General features: G+C 71.3%; 19 protein-coding genes. 9 read left to right on the top strand and 10 right to left on the bottom strand.

Annotation, left to right across the window (positions count from 1 at the left end; all coding sequences use genetic code 11):
• Positions 1–2 precede the first annotated feature (2 nt).
• Positions 3–1,292, top strand: coding sequence for a DUF58 domain-containing protein (locus ABZZ22_RS11610; RefSeq protein ID WP_354930975.1), 1,290 nt, complete (start codon positions 3–5; stop codon positions 1,290–1,292).
• On the top strand, positions 1,289–3,580 hold the full coding sequence (locus ABZZ22_RS11605) for a DUF3488 and transglutaminase-like domain-containing protein (RefSeq protein ID WP_354930972.1): 2,292 nt from the start codon (positions 1,289–1,291) through the stop codon (positions 3,578–3,580). Before ABZZ22_RS11610 ends, ABZZ22_RS11605 begins: the two co-directional genes overlap by 4 nt.
• Before the next feature lie 3 nt (positions 3,581–3,583).
• Here ABZZ22_RS11605 and ABZZ22_RS11600 read toward each other — a convergent pair whose 3' ends face one another.
• The 5 genes from ABZZ22_RS11600 to ABZZ22_RS11580 all read right to left on the bottom strand — a co-directional run bounded on the left by ABZZ22_RS11600 (position 3,584) and on the right by ABZZ22_RS11580 (position 6,648).
• On the bottom strand, positions 3,584–3,955 hold the full coding sequence (locus ABZZ22_RS11600) for a DUF3040 domain-containing protein (RefSeq protein ID WP_354930969.1): 372 nt from the start codon (positions 3,953–3,955) through the stop codon (positions 3,584–3,586).
• Between the two features lie 145 nt (positions 3,956–4,100).
• Positions 4,101–4,676 carry a hypothetical protein gene (locus ABZZ22_RS11595; RefSeq protein ID WP_354930966.1) on the bottom strand — a complete coding sequence of 192 codons (576 nt, stop codon included), beginning with the start codon at positions 4,674–4,676 and terminating at the stop codon, positions 4,101–4,103.
• A complete protein-coding gene (locus tag ABZZ22_RS11590) occupies positions 4,657–5,385 on the bottom strand; it encodes a methyltransferase domain-containing protein (protein ID WP_354930963.1) in 729 nt (242 codons plus the stop codon). Before ABZZ22_RS11590 ends, ABZZ22_RS11595 begins: the two co-directional genes overlap by 20 nt.
• A 37-nt stretch (positions 5,386–5,422) precedes the next feature.
• Positions 5,423–5,863, bottom strand: coding sequence for an SAV_6107 family HEPN domain-containing protein (locus tag ABZZ22_RS11585; protein WP_354930960.1), 441 nt, complete (start codon positions 5,861–5,863; stop codon positions 5,423–5,425).
• Between the two features lie 191 nt (positions 5,864–6,054).
• Positions 6,055–6,648 (bottom strand): hypothetical protein, encoded by a 594-nt coding sequence (locus tag ABZZ22_RS11580; RefSeq protein ID WP_354930957.1) that lies wholly within the window; start codon positions 6,646–6,648, stop codon positions 6,055–6,057.
• A gap of 147 nt (positions 6,649–6,795) precedes the next feature.
• On the opposite strand from ABZZ22_RS11580, the gene ABZZ22_RS11575 reads away from it, so the two are divergent.
• The 3 genes from ABZZ22_RS11575 to ABZZ22_RS11565 are packed head-to-tail and all read left to right on the top strand — an operon-like array spanning position 6,796 to position 9,857.
• A complete protein-coding gene (locus ABZZ22_RS11575) occupies positions 6,796–7,431 on the top strand; it encodes a DUF4126 domain-containing protein (protein ID WP_354930954.1) in 636 nt (211 codons plus the stop codon).
• Positions 7,428–8,753 (top strand): NAD(P)/FAD-dependent oxidoreductase, encoded by a 1,326-nt coding sequence (locus ABZZ22_RS11570; RefSeq protein ID WP_354930951.1) that lies wholly within the window; start codon positions 7,428–7,430, stop codon positions 8,751–8,753. The genes ABZZ22_RS11575 and ABZZ22_RS11570 overlap by 4 nt, the downstream gene beginning before the upstream one ends.
• An 18-nt stretch (positions 8,754–8,771) precedes the next feature.
• Positions 8,772–9,857: a polyprenyl synthetase family protein gene (locus ABZZ22_RS11565; RefSeq protein ID WP_354930948.1), complete on the top strand. Its 1,086-nt coding sequence runs from the start codon at positions 8,772–8,774 to the stop codon at positions 9,855–9,857.
• A 135-nt stretch (positions 9,858–9,992) separates the two neighbouring features.
• Here the strand turns inward: ABZZ22_RS11565 and ABZZ22_RS11560 are convergent, their stop codons facing one another.
• Both ABZZ22_RS11560 and sigK read right to left on the bottom strand, forming a co-directional pair.
• Positions 9,993–10,670: an anti-sigma factor gene (locus ABZZ22_RS11560; protein WP_354930945.1), complete on the bottom strand. Its 678-nt coding sequence runs from the start codon at positions 10,668–10,670 to the stop codon at positions 9,993–9,995.
• Positions 10,660–11,262, bottom strand: a complete 603-nt coding sequence (sigK, locus tag ABZZ22_RS11555) for an ECF RNA polymerase sigma factor SigK (protein ID WP_354930942.1) — start codon at positions 11,260–11,262, stop codon at positions 10,660–10,662. Before sigK ends, ABZZ22_RS11560 begins: the two co-directional genes overlap by 11 nt.
• A 102-nt stretch (positions 11,263–11,364) precedes the next feature.
• On the opposite strand from sigK, the gene ABZZ22_RS11550 reads away from it, so the two are divergent.
• On the top strand, positions 11,365–12,909 hold the full coding sequence (locus tag ABZZ22_RS11550; protein WP_354930939.1) for a molybdopterin-dependent oxidoreductase: 1,545 nt from the start codon (positions 11,365–11,367) through the stop codon (positions 12,907–12,909).
• 24 nt (positions 12,910–12,933) lie between these two features.
• On the opposite strand, the gene ABZZ22_RS11545 is transcribed toward ABZZ22_RS11550, so the two are convergent.
• Genes ABZZ22_RS11545 through ABZZ22_RS11535 form a run of 3 tightly spaced genes read right to left on the bottom strand, consistent with a single transcriptional unit; the run spans position 12,934 to position 14,175 of the window.
• Positions 12,934–13,356, bottom strand: coding sequence for a barstar family protein (locus tag ABZZ22_RS11545; RefSeq protein ID WP_354930936.1), 423 nt, complete (start codon positions 13,354–13,356; stop codon positions 12,934–12,936).
• A 9-nt stretch (positions 13,357–13,365) separates the two neighbouring features.
• Positions 13,366–13,770 (bottom strand): ribonuclease domain-containing protein, encoded by a 405-nt coding sequence (locus ABZZ22_RS11540; protein WP_354930933.1) that lies wholly within the window; start codon positions 13,768–13,770, stop codon positions 13,366–13,368.
• A 33-nt stretch (positions 13,771–13,803) separates the two neighbouring features.
• Positions 13,804–14,175: an Rv2175c family DNA-binding protein gene (locus ABZZ22_RS11535; protein WP_354930930.1), complete on the bottom strand. Its 372-nt coding sequence runs from the start codon at positions 14,173–14,175 to the stop codon at positions 13,804–13,806.
• Positions 14,176–14,368: 193 nt separating this feature from the next.
• Here ABZZ22_RS11535 and pknB point away from each other — a divergent pair, with 193 nt between their 5' ends.
• The 3 genes from pknB (at position 14,369) to ABZZ22_RS11520 (ending at position 18,589) form a co-directional block, all read left to right on the top strand.
• Positions 14,369–16,477 carry a Stk1 family PASTA domain-containing Ser/Thr kinase gene (pknB, locus tag ABZZ22_RS11530; protein WP_354930927.1) on the top strand — a complete coding sequence of 703 codons (2,109 nt, stop codon included), beginning with the start codon at positions 14,369–14,371 and terminating at the stop codon, positions 16,475–16,477.
• Between the two features lie 2 nt (positions 16,478–16,479).
• A complete protein-coding gene (locus ABZZ22_RS11525; RefSeq protein ID WP_354930925.1) occupies positions 16,480–17,397 on the top strand; it encodes a deoxyribonuclease IV in 918 nt (305 codons plus the stop codon).
• A gap of 214 nt (positions 17,398–17,611) precedes the next feature.
• Positions 17,612–18,589 carry a hypothetical protein gene (locus ABZZ22_RS11520; RefSeq protein ID WP_354930922.1) on the top strand — a complete coding sequence of 326 codons (978 nt, stop codon included), beginning with the start codon at positions 17,612–17,614 and terminating at the stop codon, positions 18,587–18,589.
• The last annotated feature ends 11 nt before the right edge of the window (positions 18,590–18,600 follow it).

The raw sequence follows: 18,600 nt of genomic DNA, 5'->3' as shown, positions 1-18,600 counted from the left end.
CGATGCGCGAGGCGCTGTCCGGGCTCACGGTCCGGGGCCGGGCTTTCCTGGCCGCCGGGATCACCGCCGTCGTCTGCGGGATCCTGCTGGACCAGTCCACGCTGTCTCGGATCGGGATGCTGCTGGTCGCGCTGCCGCTGGTCACCGCGGTGGTCGCAGCACTGGGCCGCTACCGGCTCGCGCTCGTACGCCACATCGAGCCCCACCTGACCGAGGCCGGCCAGCCCGCCAGGGTCGAGCTCACCATCGCCAACGAGGGCCGGATCCCCACCGGCACCCTCCTGCTGGAGGAGACGGTGCCCTACGCGCTCGGTGGGCGGCCACGCTTCGTGGTCGACAGGATCGGCTTCGGGTGGCGCCACAAGCTCGGCTACCAGATCCGCTCCGAGATCCGGGGCCGGTTCGACATCGGCCCGATGCGCGTGACGGTGGCCGACCCGTTCGGCCTGGTCGAGCTCAACCGCGCCTTCCAGTCCACGGTCCCGTTCACGGTCACGCCGCGAGTGGTCCCGTTGCCGCCGACTCCGCTGACCGGCAACGCGACCTCCTCGGGCGACTCTCGCCCCCGGGCCTTCCTCGGCGGCAGCGCCGAGGACATCACCGTGCGTGAATACCGTCGCGGCGACGAGCTCCGCCGAGTGCACTGGCCCAGCTCGGCCCGCCTCGGCGAGCTGATGGTCCGCCGGGAGGAGCAGCCCTGGCAGGCCCGCGCCACCGTCTTCCTCGACAACCGGCGCTCGGTCCACCGCGGCCAGGGTGCGGGCTCGTCGTTCGAGCAGGCCGTCGTGGTCGCCGCCTCCGTCTCGGTGCACCTGGTCACAGCCGGCTACTCCGTGCGCCTGGTGACCTCCGCCGGCACCGCGGCAGGTGCCACCCCCACCCAGCTCGGCGCCGGCTGGCACGACCGCGAGGGCCAGGCCGACGCGGCCGCCCTGCTGGAGGCGCTCGCCGTGGTCGAGACCGTCCACCAACACCGCATCGACGCGTCCTGGATCGGCGAGGCCGGACAGGGCGGGGTCACCGTGGCGGTGCTCGGCTCCCTCGACGAGGACGACGCCGGGGTCCTTCGCCGGGTCCGGCACCACACCGGGGCCGCGCTCGCCTTCGCGCTCGCCGTCGACGACTGGAGCGCGGTCCACCTCGCGCCCGAGCAGCGGCGGCCCAGCGGCGTACCTCTGCTCGTCCAGCACGGCTGGAAGGCGGTCGACCTCGGCCCCGGTGACTCGCTGGCCACCCGCTGGCGCGAGCTCGGCACCCGGGGCGCGGCGGCGGGGGCGGGGGCAACGCGATGATGACGTCCTCCGACGTACGCGGCGTCGCGCCCGCGATGGCCGTACCGCTGACGTGCTTCCTGACCGTCCTGTTCGCACTGGCGTCGTGGGGCTCGTTCACGAGCACCCGGTTCCCCTACCTCGGCCCGATCCTGGTCGCCGGCCTGCTCATCGTCGGCACCGGCATCTCGGCGCGGCTGCTGCGCGTGCACGGCTCGGTCGTGGTGCTGCTGCAGGTGCTTCTCGGCACGATCGCGACCGGCCTTCTGGTCGTCCAGCATCCCTTCCCGGTCACCGGCGGCGGCCGGGCGCGGGTCGTGGCCGAGATGACCGAGGCGTACGCCGCGTTCGACCCGTTCGATCTGCCGATGTCGGCATCGGGGGTGGCTCCCTATCTCATCCCGGCCGGGGTGGCGGCGGTGCTGCTCGCCGACGTCCTGGCGGTCACGCTGCGGCAACCGCCGATGATGGGCCTCGTGGTGCTGGGGGTCTTCACGGTGCCGTTCTCCATCATCGGCGCCGGCGGCTGGGGCGGGGTCTCCTGGGTCGTCTTCGCGTTCACCGCGACCTCGTTCCTGGTGATGCTGAGACTCGACCGCGCCCAGCAGCTCGGTCGGTGGGGTCGACGCCTCGACGAGGACCTGCCGGTGGTGCCCGCCGCCGGCCCGGCGCTCATCGGCGTCTCCGCGGTCGCGATCGCCCTGCTCTCCCCGGCATGGCTGCCCAGCGCGAACGTCGCCCTCCCCGGTCTGGGTGCGGGCGACGGTGACGGCCCCTTGCGGGTGATCAACCCGACCGTCGGGCTCTACGACGACCTGCGGCGGCAGAGCAACCAGGTGATGGTGACCGTGACCCCCGTCTACGGCGACACCGAGACTCCCCCGTCCTATCTGCGGGTGGGTGCGCTCACCAAGTTCACCGGCACCGAGTGGACCTCGGGCAACCGCGACGTGCCCTCCGACCAGACCGGCGTGGCCACCTTCGAGCCGCCGATGTCGGACGAGACCCTGCTGGGTGAGCCCACGACCTACCAGCTGCGCGCCAGCGACAAGTTCGAGTCGACCTGGCTCCCGGTCTTCACCCATCCCCTCGAGGTCACTGCCAAGGGGCCTTGGCGCTACGACGAGGACACCCTCGACTTCATGTCCACCGAGGGCAGGGACGAGACCGTCGCCGGGCAGAGCTGGCGGATGACCGCCGCCCCGGTCGAACCCGCGCAGGAGCGTCTGCTGGCCGCCGGCGAGCCTGGGGTCGGCACCCCGCCGGGCATGACCGACCTGCCGCTGCTCCCCGACGAGATCGCCGAGATCGCCCTGGAGCAGACCGCCGGCCACGACCGGCCGTTCACCCAAGCCGTCGCCCTGCAGAACTGGTTTCGGCACAGCGGCGAGTTCACCTACAGCCTGGAGCGTGACGTCGGCACCGACAGCGCCGCCCTGGTGGACTTCCTGACCGACAACAAGGTCGGCTACTGCCAGCAGTACGCCACGGCGATGGCCGTGCTCGCCCGCGAGCTCGACATCCCGGCCCGGGTCGCGTTCGGCTTCCTGGGCGGCGACCAGGACGAGGACGGCGCCTGGTTGTTCCGCGGCCGCGACCTGCATGCCTGGCCCGAGCTGTGGTTCGAGGACATCGGCTGGGTCCGCTTCGAGCCGACCCCGGCGGCCGCCGACACCAGCGAGCCCGGCTACACCTCGGGTGCGCTGGGCAACGTCCGCAACGAGCCGCAGGCGCCGGTCCCCAGCACCGACCCGAACGTCGAGCCGTTGCCCAACCGGCCGCAGCGCGAGGCGCCGGAGACTCCCGAGGCCAGCCAGACCGACTCCGAGGAGTCCGGCTCCGGTGCTGTCTGGACCGGTCTGGGGATCGCGGCGCTGATCGGCGCGATCGCGCTCGCGGCCCCGGCCGTGATCCGGCGCCGGCGTCGTAAGGCTCGGCTCGCCGGTGACGCGGAGGCCTGCTGGGCCGAGCTGGGCGACACCGCGATCGACCTGGGTCTGCCCTGGTCCGGGACTCGATCACCGCGGGAGGAGGCCACCGGGCTCGCCCCTCACCTGCGAGACCGCGAGCCGATGGCCGCGCTGCAGCGGATCGTCACCGCCGTCGAGCGCAACCGCTACGCCGAGCGTCGTGACACAGCCGCGGTCGGGGACGACGTACGCCTGGTCTCGGCCACGCTCAGCGAGCACGTCGACAGGCGCGCACGGCGCCGGGCACGCCTGTGGCCGGCGTCGGTCTTCCGCCGTCCGACTGCACCGGCTGCCGCCGGACCGGCGGCGCGGTCCGAGCGGGAACTGATCTCTTCCTGAGGCTCAGAGGTCGTCGCTGTTGCGGCGACGCTGTTTCCAGCGTTCGCTGGCGCGGTCGAGGAAAGAGCTGCGGGGCTCATGGTCTCCGTCGTCCTCCTCGACCGTGGCGGCGCCGCGCAGAGCGGTGAGCAGCACGGAGGTCGAGGCCAGCATCACCAGGAAGCCGACCACCCCGATGACCCACATCCGCGAGATCACACCGGTCATCAACAGCGCGACTCCACCGGCGAGCACGACGCCCGCGATGACCGCATGCCGACGTTGGGCACGGCGCAAGGCCGTGCCTCGGAGGGCGGAGGCGAACTTCGGGTCCTCCGCCGAGAGCGCGCGCTCCATCTGCTCGAGCAGGCGAAGCTCCTCTTCCGAGAGTGGCACCGTACCTCCCATGTCCTGTTGGGGCATCTCCAAGTCTAGGCTCGCCACCCTGAAGGCGGTAGTGAGCCCCGAAAATTCTTGCCCCTCGACGTTCTGCCACATGGCACAACCTGAGGTGATTGTGTCAAGCAAACCGGCTGTCGCGTCAACCCTGGCCGTCACTGAGCAGGCTCGCACGACGTACGAGGCTGGAACCGAAGCGCTCGGCGACCCGGTCCGTGGCTCGATCGGCCTCGGACCAGCCTCGTTCCCGCGCGCCGAGCACGAGCTGTCGATCGGTCCCCTCGCGCGCGATGAGGTGCTCGACCCGGACCCCGACCAGGCGTAGCGCCCGGCCGCGGAGGTTCAGCTCGTCGTAGAGGCGGGCGACCGTGGCCTGCACCTCCTGGGTGACGTCGGTGGGGTCGAGCAGGGTGCGGGAGCGGGAGATCGTCTTGAAGTCGGTGAACCGGACTGTCAACGCGATGGTGCGGCCGACCGTGCCGGCCCGCCGCATCCGCCGGGTGACACGCGCCGAGAGGCGCAGCAGCTCGCGGACGATGTCCTCACGGTCGCTCAGATCATGGCCGAAGGTCTCCTGGGCACCGGTGGATCTGTCCGGAAGGTCCGGTGGCCTCCGGAGCGCTGGCGGAGGTGGGACCTTTGCGCCGCGTCGGCGCCAACCGGCGAAGCGAAGCGAGCCACATGCGAAGCGGAGCGAGCTAACCGCGAAGCGAAGCAAGCAGATGCAGCTGCGAAGCCAACGGCAGGTAATCCGGACGCGTAGAAGCCGCCTGCTCCAGATCCACAAGCGCGTTGGTCGCACCAGGATCGGCGTCGAGCAGCGCCCCGGGAACATGATCGATGAACACGCGTACGCCACGAACCTCCGAGACCTCGAAACCAGCGGCCTCGAGCAGCCCGGTGACCTCGTCGAGCGAGAACCGGCGCCCGGAGCGCCCCTGCGGGGTGGTGTCGTCGAGGAGCTCGGCGGCCTGCGCGAAGTGGCCGGCCAGGGCTCGGGAGAGGACGGCGGCGGTGCGCTGGGCGACCAGCAGGCTGAGGGTGCCGCCGGGACGGAGCACCTCGCGGATCCCTGCCAGTGCCGCCGCCGGGTCGGGGACGACCTCGAGAACGCCGTGGCAGAGCACCACGTCGGCACCGCCGGGATCGACGACGTCGGAGAGTGCGGCAAGGTCACCTTGGCGCGCGTCGACCGAGACGCCGGCCTCGCGGGCGCGGCGGTCGAGCGCGGCCAGGGCGTCGGGACTGGGGTCGACGACGGTGACCGTGTGACCGAGCCCGGCGACACGTACGGCAGAAGTGCCGGTGCCACCGCCGATGTCGAGGACGTCGAGCGAGCCGGAGGCCAGGACCGGGTCGAGCGCGTCCCAGACGGCGACGGTCCGGGCGCCTGCCCGACGACTGGTTGATGCGGAGCCAGCTGCCATGAGGCCAAGCGTAGGCCCTGTGCCCACCTCACCTGAATCAGCCCACGAGGCGGTCGTGCCGAGGCCGGCTGACCACCGAGGTGTGGGCCATCAGCCCGAGGGACTCCTCGACGACGGCGAGGAAACGATCGGCGTCGCGCACCTGGTCGTCGGCCTCCTCCGCCGTGACCGCCCGGATCGAGCCGGCCTCCGCGGCGGCGCGCTTGGCGGCGCCGGCGGCGAAGTAGTCGGCCCACTCGGAGAGCTCGGGTGCGACCTTCTTCAGGCGGACCCAGGCGTTCCACGGGCGGCGACGACCGGCGCGGCTCGCGGCCTCGACAGGGTCGGTGCGGGCCGCGATCAGCGCGGCGGCGGCCTGGAGGGCGGCGACGTGCGCCATCGCGTACCGGCTCGGCACGTCGTCGCCCACGATGGCCTCCGAGAGCGACTCGGTCGCGCGGAAGAGATAGCTGTGTGTCGTCGCCGGCAGCAGATGCATCGGGGTCGTCCTTCTCGCTCACGGTCGACCCCGCAGTGGACGGCTCCGGCGGGCGCCGGGGGTCGAGGACGACACCCGCCAGAGCCTGTTGTTCGAACGTTTGTTCGAACACAAGAATCAAACTACACCCCGCCACCGACAGTCACAAGACGTTTCGGAGACGGGGCGAGTCGAGAAGTGCTGCGGGTCGCTCAGTCCTCGACGACCATGCCGCGGATCTGGTGCGGCGGGTGGATGTAGCGCGTGTTCGCCGGCAGCCACATCACCACCAGCAGGGCCGCGGCGATGACGATCGCGATCGCGGTGAGAACGGTGATGATCACCGGCGGTCCGGTCAGGATGCCACCGACGCTGGCCACAGCGGAGATGAACACCAGGAAGGTGATCGTGATGCGAGACCACTCGAAGCCGTTGCGGAGGAAGACCGCGAGTACGCCCAGCATGCAGGCCATCACCCCGAACAGCGTGATCGCGGGGGCGATGAACGCCGGCGCGCTGATCCGGTTGTCGGTGGGCGGGTTGATGAGGGCTTCGAGGCCCTCGGTCTCCAAGATGCGCTTGGCCGAGGGGTTGCCCTCCGCCCAGGCGCGCACCAGGTCGTCGGAACGCAGCACCATCACCACGACCACGACGGCGCTGAACGCGACCAGCCCGATGATCAAGCGAATCGCCCACGTCATCTCCCGCGGCACGGGCTCAGCCGCGAGGGCGGCCACCTCTACGGCGGCCTCGGGGTCCTCGTTCACGACCACACCTTCGTTCTCGTCGGGTGTCGTCATGGTCATCCGGTCTCCTTGCCACGTGGGGGTCGTCTCTGGGTTGAGCAGCCCATTCTGCCGTACGGGGTGTGACGAGGGTAAATACGGGAAGACGGCACCGTTCTCCGACAGGACGGAGTCTGGACCCGCGCCGGCGTAGGCCAAGATGTCCCCATGGAATCTCTAGCGCTGACCTTCTCCAGCGGGTGGGCCAGTGGCATCAACGCCTACCTCGTCCTGCTGGTGCTCGGCGTCGTGCAGCGTACGACGGGGGCCGAGGAGATCCCCGACGTGCTCGGCACCTGGCCCGTGCTGACCGCGGCAGGGGTGATGTTCGCGATCGAGTTCGTCGCCGACAAGGTGCCCTACATCGACTCGACGTGGGACTCGATCTCCACGGTGATCCGGCCCACGATCGGCGCCGTGATCGGCGTCCTGCTCGCCGGTGAGGCCGACTCGCTCAGCGCGGCCGTCGGCGGCGTCGTGGGCGGCACCTCGGCGCTGATGTCGCATCTGGTCAAGGCCAGCGAGCGACTGGCGGTCAACTCCTCCCCGGAGCCAGTCTCCAACTCGGTGGTCAGCCTGGTCGAGGACGGCCTCGTCCTCGGCGTGGTCTGGTTCGCGACCGAGCACCCGCTGGCCGCCGCCGGGATCGCCGCAGTTCTGCTGGCAGCCGGGCTGGTGCTGGTGTATTTCATCGTCCGCACGGTTCGCGGGGGCTGGCGCAGGCTCACCCGCCGCGGACGGCGGGGCGCCCCGCCGCCGGAGGAGCCCTCCGACGGCACCACCAAGCCCTACCCCGTCCAATGACGAGCGTTGTCGTCCTCGGGGGCGGGTACGCAGGGATGGCCAGCGCCGCGAGGCTGGCCAAGCTCGGCCACTCGGTGACCCTCCTCGAGGCCTCCGGTGAGCTCGGTGGCGCCCTGGTGCCGGTGCGCGAGGAGGGATTCACGTGGGACGCCTCGGCGACCTCGACCCTGCTGCCCGCGGTGATGCGGGACCTGTTCCGAAAGTCCGGGCGGCCCGCGGAGCGCGAGCTGGAGCTGGTGCCGATGGACGTCATCCGCGAGCACCGGTTCGCCGACAAGACCTCGGTCGCGGTGCCCGGCGGCACCCGCGGAGCCCAGCTGGCGGCCTTCGACGAGCTCGGGGCGGGCATGGGCCGGCAGTGGACCGACTACGTCGCCCGGTTCAGCGAGGACTGGGAGGTCTTGCGCAAGCACTACTTCGAGGTGCCGTGGGAGCCCTCCGCGCTGCCGTCGGCCGTCGCAGAGCGGTTCCGGTCTCGCGAGACCCTCCACAAGCGGCTGCGCAAGACGTTCAAGGACGAGCGGCTCCGGCTGGTCGCGGGGCACCCGTTCGTCGCCGCGGGGCAGGAGCTGCGCGACGTACCTGCCTGGGCGGGGCTCACCGCCTACCTCGAGCAGCGCTTCGGCGGCTGGCGCGTCGAGGGCGGGATGGGGGTCGTCGCCGAGGTGCTCGCGGCCCGGATGACCACCCGCCGGGTCTCGGTGCAGACCGCGACCCGAGTGGAGGACATCATCCTCCGCGGCGGTAGGGCGGTCGCGGTCAGCACCACCGCCGGCGAGATCGATCTCGGCGCCGACGGAGCGGTCGTGGTCGCCTTCGACCCGCGCTCGGTGCCGGCCCTGCGACCCATGGTGGAACGCACGCTGCCCGCGATCCCGCCGATGACGTTCCATCTCGGGCTCTCCTCGCTGCCCGACCATCTGCTCGACCTGCCCGACGAGCTGGTCCTGCACGGCGAGCCGACCCTCGTCGTACGCACCCGAGGGCTCGCTCCAGAGGGACAGCACGCCTGGACGGTCCACTCCTACGGCAAGCTGATGGAGGACGTCCTGCTCGCCCTGGCCCGCCACAAGGTCGACCTCCGCGAGCACGTCGTGCACCGTGTCGACCTGGGCGCCGCCGAGCTCGTCCGCCGCTGGCGCGGGTCACCGCTGGGCGTCAAGTGGGAAGGACGGGGCACGGTGTTCCAGCGTCTCGGACCGCGCACCCCCATCCCGAACGTCTACGCCGCCGGCGCCCACGCCACCCCCGGCTCCGGGCTGCCGTTCACCGGGCTGTCGTCCGCGCTGGTCGCGCAGGCGGTCGGTCCCAACCAGAGGTGAGTGCCATAGGCTCGGAGAGTGAATGAAACGTGGGACGCCGATGAATTCCGCAGTCGCGTCCAGGGCGCTCTGGACACCTTCCTCGCGACGCAGCTCGAGCGGTTGGTCCCGCTCGGGGACGAAGTCGAACCGCTGCTGCGCCGGGCCCGCGAGTCGATGTCCGGAGGCAAGCGGTTGCGGGCCGCGTTCTGCTACTGGGGCTTCCGCGCGGTGCGCCCCGCCCCCTCCCCTGCCGAGGAGGAGTCGCTGGTGCGGGCGGCCGCCGCGCTCGAGCTGCTCCAGGCCTCGGCCCTCGTCCACGACGACGTCATCGACGACTCCGACACCCGCCGCGGCGCCCCGTCCGCGCACCGCGCGTTCGAGGCCGACCACTCCGCCGCGGGGTGGCCCGGGCGGTCCCGTGCCTACGGTGATGCCGCAGCCGTGCTCCTCGGGGACCTGCTGCTGACCTGGTCCGACGAGCTGCTGCGTACCGCTGGGTTCGGGGCGCCCGAGACCGCCGACGCGCTCTCTGTGTTCGACCACACCCGCACCGAGGTCATCGCCGGGCAGTTCCTCGACATCACCGTCCAGGCGCGCGGTGCAGCCGACGTCGAGGCCGCGATGAAGGTGGTCCGCTACAAGGCCGCCAAGTACTCCGTCGAGCGCCCCCTTCACGTCGGCGCCGCCCTGGGCGGGGCCTCGACCGAGCAGATCGAGGCACTGTCGGCCTACGGCCTGCCCGTGGGCGAGGCCTTCCAGCTCCGCGACGACCTCCTCGGCGTCTTCGGAGACCCCTCGGTCACCGGGAAGCCCGCCGGCGACGACCTCGTCGAGGGCAAGCGCACCGTCCTGGTCGCCCTGGCCCTCACCGGATCACCGCCCGCCGAGGCCGACCTCCTCGACCGCTCGCTCGGCCAGCCGCTCACCGAGGACCAGGTCTCGGCGCTGCGTACCATCATCGCCTCATCCGGCGCGGAGCGGCAGGTCGAGAAGACCATCACCGAGCTCGCCGACCAAGGCCTCACCGCCCTCGACGACGCCCGGGCCTCAGGACTCCTCGACGCGCACGCCGCCACCACCCTCCGCGCCCTCGCGACGGCCGCGACCCAGCGCGCCCTCTGACGCCGAGGCGTCACTGCGGTCGGCCGAAGCGTCACTGCGGTCGGCCGAAGCGTCACGGGCGTGCCACCTCGACCGACGCACGTGACTTCTCGGCCGACCTGGGTGACGTCTGGGCCGACGTACCTGACGTCTCGGCTAGAGCGAGGTGGCGGGCATCTCGAAGAGAACCTTGTCGGACGGCTGGTCGGAGCCGCCCTCGGGTTCCATGGTGACCATCAGGTCGCCGTCCTCGACGGGTACGGCGACGGACATCTCCTCGTCCAGGACACCGGCGGACTCCATCCCGGCGTCGGTGTGCCACCAGACCTGGTAGGTCATGCCGGCGGGGCGGTCGAGGTGGGCGGCATCGACGGCGACCATGTGCATCTCGGGCGACATCGCGACCATCAGCTCGCCGTCGGAGGTGTTCTCCTTGTGCATCTTCGCGTCCGGGGCCGATATCACCTGGGCGGCGGTCATGGTGGGCGGGTCGTCGTCGCTCAGAACCACTCCGAGACCCACGCCGACGCCGATGACCAGCGCGGCCGCCGCAGCCACCGCGCCCATGAGCCAGCGACGGCGTGGCCGGGCCGCGGTCACCACCGGTGGAAGCTGCGGCGTCTGCGAGGCCGTACGCAGCACCCGGTCGCGCAGCGGAGCCGGCGGTGTCGCGGCGACCCCACCGGCGAGCGCGGCGGTCGCCGGCCGCAACGAGTCGACCTCCTCGCGACACTCGGCACAGGCCGCCAGGTGGGCCCCGAACTCGGCGCGCTCCCACGGCACCAGGGCATCGAGAAGGTAGGCCCCGAGCAGGCCGTGTACGTCAGGCGCCATCGCGAGCCTCCAGACAGTCTCTGAGACGGATCAGCCCGTCCCGCATCCGCGTCTTCACCGTCGACAGCGGCCGGCCGAGCATCTCCGCGACCTCGGGATAGGTGAACCCCTGGTAGTAGGCGAGGCGCACGGCCTGCGACTGCAGCGGCGTGAGCGCCTCCAGGCAGCGGCGTACGCCATCGTGCTCCGACGCCGTGACCACCGCCTCCTCCGGGCCGGCGACCTCCACCGGCTCGCGCCGGGCGACATGCTCCTCTCGCACACGCGAGGCCTCCGAGGAGCGCACGGCGTCGACCGCCCGCCGGTGTGCGATCGTCAGCACCCAGGTCCGGACAGAGCCACGCGCCGCGTCGAACCGAGCGGCCTGCCGCCACACCTCGGTGAACACCTCCTGGGTCACCTCCTCCGCACGCGAAGGGTCACGCACCACCCGCCGCGCCACCCCGAAGACGAGCGGAGCCAGGTCGTCGTAGATCCGTCCGAAGGCATGCAGGTCGCCACCGGCGACCGCGGCAAGCACGCCCGCCACGTCCAGGTCGTCATCGGGGTCGGGTGACGACTCCTCGCCCACGACCCGCAATGCTCGCCGCACGCGCGCTCCTTCCGACAGACCGACAGCTCTCACTACGGATTCGCAGCCGAAGAGTGGGAGGATTGGTCCCATCCGAGCATCGATCAGCCACGAACCCACAGCATGACATCCCGCACGCCCCCGAGCGGCCCTGTCGCCGGCATCGCAGCCGGCGTACTCGGCCTCGGCATCGCCGAGCTCATCGCCGCCCTCGCCGGCGGCGCCTCTCCCCTGCTCGCGCTCGGCGACCGAGTCATCGACCTCACCCCGCGCTGGCTCAAGGAGGCGGCGGTCGCCACGTTCGGCACCGCCGACAAGCCGATCCTGCTGGCCTGTGTCGCGCTGGTGACGCTGGCCCTCCTCGGCGTGGCCGGCGCCCTGGCCGTACGCCGCCTCCCGCTCGGCGTGGGCATGCTGGTGATCCTCGGGGCGGTCGACATCGCCGCCCTGCTCGCCGGCAGGTCCGGCAACGGGCCCGCGAGCCCGACGACGGGCATCGTCGCGCTGTTGGTCGGCCTGGCGGTCGGCATCGCCTCGCTGGTCCTCCTGACCCGCCACCTGAGAAGGCACAGCGCCTCGACGACCGCCGCGACCACCGAAGCGGAGGCCCCCGACGGCTTCGACCGCCGCAGGTTCCTGGTCGCGGCATCGGCAGTGACCGCGGCGGGCGTGGCAAGCGGGGTCGGCGCGAAGGTGGTCACCGCCCGCCGCCATCCGGCGACGAAGGTGGTGATCCCCGCGACCGTCTCCCCCGCCGCGCCCCTCCCGGCGGGCGCGGAGCTCCGCATCGACGGCCTCACGCCCCACCTGACCCCGGTCGACGACTTCTACCGCATCGACATCGCGCTGCTCACCCCACGCCTCGACGTCGCCGACTACCGGCTCAAGATCCACGGCCTGGTCGACAACCCGATCGAGCTGACCTACCAGGATCTGCTCGCGATGCCCCTCTACGAGCGGCGAGTGACGATCTGCTGCGTCTCCAACGAGGTCGGCGGCGACCTGATCGGCAACGCGACCTGGACCGGCGTACGCATCCGCGACGTCTTGAAACGAGCGGGCCTCGACCCCGATGCCGACGCGGTGAAGTCGACCGGTGCCGACGGGATCACCATCGGCACGCCCCTCGAGGCGCTCACCGATGGCCGCGACTCGCTGCTCGCGATCGCGCAGAACGGCGAACCGCTGACCCGGGAGCACGGCTTCCCCGTACGCATGGTCGTCCCCGGTCTATATGGCTATGTCTCGGCGACCAAGTGGCTCACCGAGCTCGAGGTCACCCGCTTCGCCGACTTCCGCGCCTACTGGACCGATCGCGGCTGGTCCGCCGAGGGCCCGATCAAGACCGCGTGCCGCATCGACATCCCCGGCCAGGAGACGATGCCCGGCACCGTCACCGTGGCCGGGGTCGCCTGGGCGCAGCACCGCGGCGTGAGCAAGGTCGAGGTACGCATCGACGACGGCCCCTGGCAGTCCGCCGACCTCGCCGCCGAGGACAGCATCGACACCTGGCGGCAGTGGATCTACCGCTGGGACGCGACCGAGGGCGAGCACCAGATCCAGGCGCGCGCCTTCGACCGGTCCGGGAAGCCACAGACCGCCGACGAGGCGCCCCCGGCCCCCGACGGCGCCACCGGCTACCCCACCCGCACCGTCACCGTCGGGTGATCCCCGGGCCCAGCTCGGCCCAGATCAGCCCAGGTCGACGAGGTCGGTCTCGGGACCGTCCCCGCGCAGCAGCACGGTGAATGCCGGCCGGTCCTCGGCGATCTCCGCGGAGCGGTCCTTCAGGACCCCCACGATCTGGTCGAACGCGGCTCGATCCGCGTAGGCCGCGCACCCCCACGTCTCCCACAGCAGCACGGTGGGCGCGGACACGTCGCGCAGCGAGTCCCACAGCGCGTCGAGGTTGCGGCCGAAGTGAGCCGGGAACCCGAGCGCTGCGCCGATGGCGCCGAGCACCTCGTCCTTGGTCTCGGCCACGTCGGCGATCTGCGCCAGCGACCAGCCGGCACCAGTCACCGATTCGGCCAGATCTCTCGCCGCCAGCTCGGTGTGCCAGCGGTAGACGCCGGGATCGATCTTCCCGGCCAGAAGCCCTGCCAGTCCGCTCATTCTGGTCATTCACCCCCGGTCGATCCGTGAGAACGACTCGTAGTGGTCCTCGGTGTAGTAGAACTCTCCACCCTCACCAGCGACGATACGCCGCGCACCCCGGTCGTCGGAGCCAGGCGTCGGCACGGTGTACTCCGCGTAGTAGCCCGAGGCCTCCTCCGGCAGGATCCCCTCGCGGTTGCCGAAGGTGCTGCCGTCCTTGCCCGGGTAGGGGAAGGGGCCGCCCGCGTCGATCAGCTCGAGGGTCTCGGCTCCTTCGGGCGGCAGGTCCGACTCTGCGATCCAGGCGAGCCCGCTCTCGGGGTCGGTGCCGCTCTTCGCGCCCCCGTCCGAGCCGGGGCTGCCTCCGCATCCGGCGACCAGCGCCATCAACAGTGCGAGCAGCAGGCCAACCAGGGCGGACTTCGACCTCACGAGGCTCCTCCGAGACGTACGGACCAGGTCTTCCTACAGTGCCATGGCCTGGGCCCGGCGCTTGACCTCCGACCCGCGGTTCTCCCGAAGCGCGTCGATCGGACGGCCGGGAAGGTTGTCGTCGAGGAAGAGCCAGGCGATGATCTCGCGGTCGTCGTAGCGCCCGTCGTGGAGCACGTGGAGCAGGCCGCCCAGGCCCTTGACCGGCAGACCGTCCTGGATGAACAGGGCCGGGATGTGCTGGCCCTTCACCCCTGGAGGAACCGCCGCGGCGAGCTCGTGCTCGCGGATCATGGTGCGCACCTTCCCAACAGTCACCCCGAGCAGCGACGCGGCCGTGGCCCAGTCGATCCACTCGTCCACCAGGACACCCAGGTCCTGCTCCGCCAGCCGCAAGTCGCTCATTCCGCCACCTCCGTAGCGCAAGCGCCAAGATACGGACATGGCGGCCTGAGGCCCATGGTCACTCGCTGACGCTCGCTCATAACAATCACATTACCGGCCCGGGTAGCCACGGCGGAAAGTCGTGAGTCGGACCCCCTGGTCCGTACCATTGCCCGGTCCGGAATACTTCTCCAACCGGAGACAGGAGGATCGCGTGGCTAGTGAGGCGGACCCCCGTGACAGCGTCATCGGACGCCACGGCGGAAGCTCGGCTACCGCATCCGACCCCCTTCTGGGCAAGGTCCTGGGGATGCGTTACCGGATCGTCGAGAAGGTCGCGAAGGGCGGGATGGCGACGGTCTACGTCGCCCACGACACCCGGCTGGACCGAATCGTCGCCGTCAAGGTCATGCACCAGGATCTCGACGAGGAGGGCAACTTCGGCGACCGGTTCGTACGCGAGGGCCGCTCCGCCGCGAAGCTGTCCCATCCCAACGTGGTCGCCGTCTACGATCAGGACGATGACGACGGCGTCGCCTTCCTCGCGATGGAGTACATCGAGGGCCACACCCTGCGCGACACGATCGCGTCGCAGGCGCCGCTGGGCGCCGCGAAGGCGCTGGCCTACATCGAGCCGATCCTGAGCGCGATGACCGCGGCGCACGCCGTCGGGATCGTGCACCGCGACATCAAGCCCGAGAACGTGCTCATCACCACCGGCCCCGGCTCGATCTCGCAGCGGGTCAAGGTCGCCGACTTCGGTCTGGCCCGGGTGATGAGCAACAACTCCAACGACGCCACGACCGGCAACCTGGTCGGCACCGTCTCCTATCTGGCCCCCGAGCTGGTCACCGAGTCCAAGTCGGGGCCGCGCAGCGATGTCTACGCCGCCGGCGTCGTGCTCTACGAGCTGCTCACCGGGCGCAAGCCCCACAGCGGCCCGTCCCCGGTCGACATCGCCTACAAGCACGTCCACGAGGACATCCCGCCGCCTTCCAAGGCGGCGCCCGGGATCCCGCGATACGTCGATGCCCTGGTCGCCCGCGCGACCGCCCGCGACCCCGAGCTGCGTCCCGCCGACGCCGGGGTGCTGCTGCGCATGGTCAACCGTGTCATGGCCACCCTGTCCGCGGGCATCTTCGACGACCCCGACCTCACCGCCGACCTCGCGCTCCCCTCCCCCGGCGCCCCCGACACGGCGACCCGCGCGGCTGACTCCCCGGCACGCGCCCACGACGAGTCCGACGCCGAGTCGACCGCAGTCCTGCCCCCGCTCGGCCTGGGACCCTCCGGCCCCCCGCCGGGCCGGCCGCCGGGTCCGGCGGGCCCGCCTCCCGGCGTCGGCCTCCCCGCGGGCGCGCGGCTCTCGCTGAGCGAGCCTGAGGAGAACGTACGCATCGCGCCGACCCCCGTGCAGCCGAAGCAGCGCCGGAGCATGCCGGCGAGCTGGAAGGGCCCGATCGCGATCACCGCCGCCGTGGTGGCCGTCGCGCTGGTGGCGACCGGGATGTGGTGGTTCATCGACGGACGCTACGAGCGGGTCCCGTCGGTAGCAGGCCTGAGCAAAGCCGCGGCGACGACTCAGCTGCAGGAGGCCGGCTTCGACGTCTCGGCCAACACCGAGTTCTCCGAGACCGTCGATGAGGGCATCGTCATCGACTCCGACCCCGGCCGCGGCCACAAGGCGCTGCCCGGGTCGAAGGTGGAGATCAGCGTGAGCAAGGGTGTGGAGGAGTACTCCGTGCCCAAGGTCAAGGGCATGCTCGCCGACGACGCCCAGGACGTGATCCAGGAGCTCGGGCTCAGCGTCGGCGACCCGATCAAGAGGTTCCACGACAACGTCCCCGAGGGCCACGTCATCAACTCCCAGCCTCGCCCCGGCACGCTGGTGCGCCCCGGCAAGTCGGTGGTGCTCGTGATCAGCAAGGGCGCGGCGCCCGTCGACATCATCGACTGGACCGGTCGCAGCGCCGAGCGCGCCAAGAAGTCCCTGGAGGCCGACGGCCTGAAGGTCGAGATCCAGGAGGAGGAGAACCAGGAGATCCAGCCCGGCACCGTGCTCAGCCAGAGCCCCAGCTCCGGCAGCCTTCCCAAGGGCGAGACCGTGACGCTGGTCGTGGCCAAGGGCCCGGCCGCCGTGCCGGTCCCCAGCGTCGTCGGCACCGACAAGGACACCGCCAAGCAGGCCCTCGAGGCCGCCGGGTTCAAGGTCAAGGAGGAGCAGGAGGGCGGCATCAACCTCGGCCTCGGCTACGTGACCCGTCAGGAGCCCGCGGGCGGCGAGGCGCCGTACGGCTCCGAGATCACCATCTGGTTGAACTGACCTTGACCCAGCAACTCCTCTCGACGCCGCAGGGCCGCAACCCGATCGGCACCCACGTACAGGTCGGCAAGGGTCTCGTCGCCGGCGCCATCGCCAACACCGAAGCGATCGGCGGCGAGACCCTGCAGATCTTCGTCGGCAACCCGCGGGGATGGGCACTCTCGGCAGGGAAGCCGGCCGAGGACAATGCCTTCCGGGCAGAGATCGAGCGGCGCGGGATGCGTGCCTTCATCCACGCCCCCTACTTGGTCAACCTCGGCTCACCCACGCCGGCGACGTACGAGAAGTCGGCAGCCCTGGTCGCGCACAACCTGCGCCGGGCCGCCGACATCGGGGCCGAGGGCGTCGTCGTCCACACCGGCTCGTTCGTCTCTCCCGAGGGGGACGCGGTCGAGAAGCACGCCGCCGCGATGAAGCAGGTGCGCGAGGCGCTGCTCCCCGTGCTCGACGACATCTCGGCCGAGGGTGCCCCCTGGCTGCTCCTGGAGCCGACCGCCGGCCAGGGGCGATCACTGTGCGCAGGCGTGGAGGATCTGTCCGCCTACCTCGGGGCCCTCGACTTCCACCCCAAGGCCGGGATCTGCCTGGACACCTGCCATGTCTTCGCCGCCGGAGCCCCGCTCGACGAGCCGGGCGGGGCCACCGCGTGCGTCGACCGGATCGTCGAGATCGGCGGCCCCGAGCGACTCCGGCTGATCCATGCCAACGACTCCAAGGACGTACGCGGCAAGCATCTCGACCGCCACGAGCAGATCGGCCGCGGCCACATCGGCACACCGGCTTTCGAGGAGCTCTTCGCGCACCCGGCGACCGCCGGGGTGCCCTTCATCCTGGAGACTCCGGGCTCTCGCGACGCGGACAACCCCGATATCGCGCTGCTCCGCGATCTGCGGGCATCGGCCCAGGGTCAAGGCGTGTGACCTAGGCTTGGGAACGCACGGGAGTGATCTTCGACGCCATGGGGGTGGCATGACCAGCTGCGCACAATGTGGGCACCGGCTCTTCGGCGAGCCCACATGTCCGATGTGCGGCCTCGAGGTCGCCACGGAGCCCGACCGAGCGGCCGAGGCCGACTCCATCGATGTAGAGGAAAGGACGCCACCCGTGTCCAGTGCTGAAGCGAAGCCCGAAGGCATGCACTCTGCTGCAAACCAGGACATCACGCCCGCACCCGATGAGCTCGATGAGCTCGATGAGCCCAACGAGTCCACCGTGATCCGGAAGCCGGTCGCAGCGGTCTCCCCGGAGGCCGTCGACGACGTGCCCGAGGCGGAGCAGACCTCACTGAGCCTGCCCCGGATCAGCGCCTACGGCGACGACGACCGGCCGGGTCCGGCGTCGTCGGCCTCGTCAGCCTCGTCGGGCTCGGTCAAGACCCCGGACGACGAACCCACGGAGCGCACCTCGAGGCGCACGTCGCCCGACGTCGAGGAGCGACTCGACACCGACGAGCCGAACGAGTCCACCGCGATCCGCACCACGTACGCACCGCCGACCGCCCCTCCGCCGGCGCAGGCGCCGGCCGCGGCAGGCGCGGTGATCCCTGACCCGGAGCCGGTCCCGGGGCCAGAGCCCGTCCCGGACCCCGAGCCGACGCCCAACCCGGTCCCCGAACCGGGGCCGCTCCCCGGACCCGAGCCGTTTCCTGATCCCGAGCCGGGACCGCTCCCGGGGCCGGTCCCCGAGCCCGTCCCCGAGCCCGAGCCGGTCTCCCAGGCCACCGCCGAAGCGACTTACCGGCCCTTCGTCGAGCCCTCCGGGACCCTCGTCCAGGAGTCGCGGAACGGGAAGGTCCGTCACTGGGCCCCGCCTTCGGAGGAGACGCCGTCCGAGCAGATCTACGACGCCGAGCCCGCCTATGCGACCGGCTACGCCGAGGAGGCCTTCGCCGCCGAAGGCTCCGGCGACTGGCAGACCGGCCATGGGTACGCCGGCGAGCCGGAACCGCTCGAGCAGGACTTCGGTGACTACGGGGCACAGCAGGAGTACGTCTCCTCGCTGATGGCCGGCGAGTCCGAGGACAACCCCTCGACCTGGATCGTGCTGCTGTGGGTGGGTGCGATCTTCATGATCGTGATGCTCGTGCTCGGCGTCTGGCTGATGACGCTGTAGGTCCTGGCCAC

This window comes from Nocardioides sp. NPDC006273 (assembly GCF_040613495.1).
GTDB lineage: Bacteria > Actinomycetota > Actinomycetes > Propionibacteriales > Nocardioidaceae > Nocardioides.
This window is presented reverse-complemented; position numbering and strand designations above follow the sequence as displayed.

Coding starts and splice junctions, on each gene's coding strand:
- ABZZ22_RS11550 (WP_354930939.1), top strand. CDS start 11,365: ATGACATCCCGCACGCCCCCGAGCGGCCCTGTCGCCGGCATCGCAGCC.
- ABZZ22_RS11520 (WP_354930922.1), top strand. CDS start 17,612: ATGCACTCTGCTGCAAACCAGGACATCACGCCCGCACCCGATGAGCTC.
- ABZZ22_RS11580 (WP_354930957.1), bottom strand. CDS start 6,648: ATGACCATGACGACACCCGACGAGAACGAAGGTGTGGTCGTGAACGAG.
- ABZZ22_RS11585 (WP_354930960.1), bottom strand. CDS start 5,863: ATGCATCTGCTGCCGGCGACGACACACAGCTATCTCTTCCGCGCGACC.
- ABZZ22_RS11610 (WP_354930975.1), top strand. CDS start 3: ATGCGCGAGGCGCTGTCCGGGCTCACGGTCCGGGGCCGGGCTTTCCTG.
- ABZZ22_RS11535 (WP_354930930.1), bottom strand. CDS start 14,175: ATGAGCGACTTGCGGCTGGCGGAGCAGGACCTGGGTGTCCTGGTGGAC.
- ABZZ22_RS11570 (WP_354930951.1), top strand. CDS start 7,428: ATGACGAGCGTTGTCGTCCTCGGGGGCGGGTACGCAGGGATGGCCAGC.
- ABZZ22_RS11590 (WP_354930963.1), bottom strand. CDS start 5,385: ATGGCAGCTGGCTCCGCATCAACCAGTCGTCGGGCAGGCGCCCGGACC.
- ABZZ22_RS11560 (WP_354930945.1), bottom strand. CDS start 10,670: ATGGCGCCTGACGTACACGGCCTGCTCGGGGCCTACCTTCTCGATGCC.
- ABZZ22_RS11575 (WP_354930954.1), top strand. CDS start 6,796: ATGGAATCTCTAGCGCTGACCTTCTCCAGCGGGTGGGCCAGTGGCATC.
- ABZZ22_RS11545 (WP_354930936.1), bottom strand. CDS start 13,356: ATGAGCGGACTGGCAGGGCTTCTGGCCGGGAAGATCGATCCCGGCGTC.
- ABZZ22_RS11605 (WP_354930972.1), top strand. CDS start 1,289: ATGATGACGTCCTCCGACGTACGCGGCGTCGCGCCCGCGATGGCCGTA.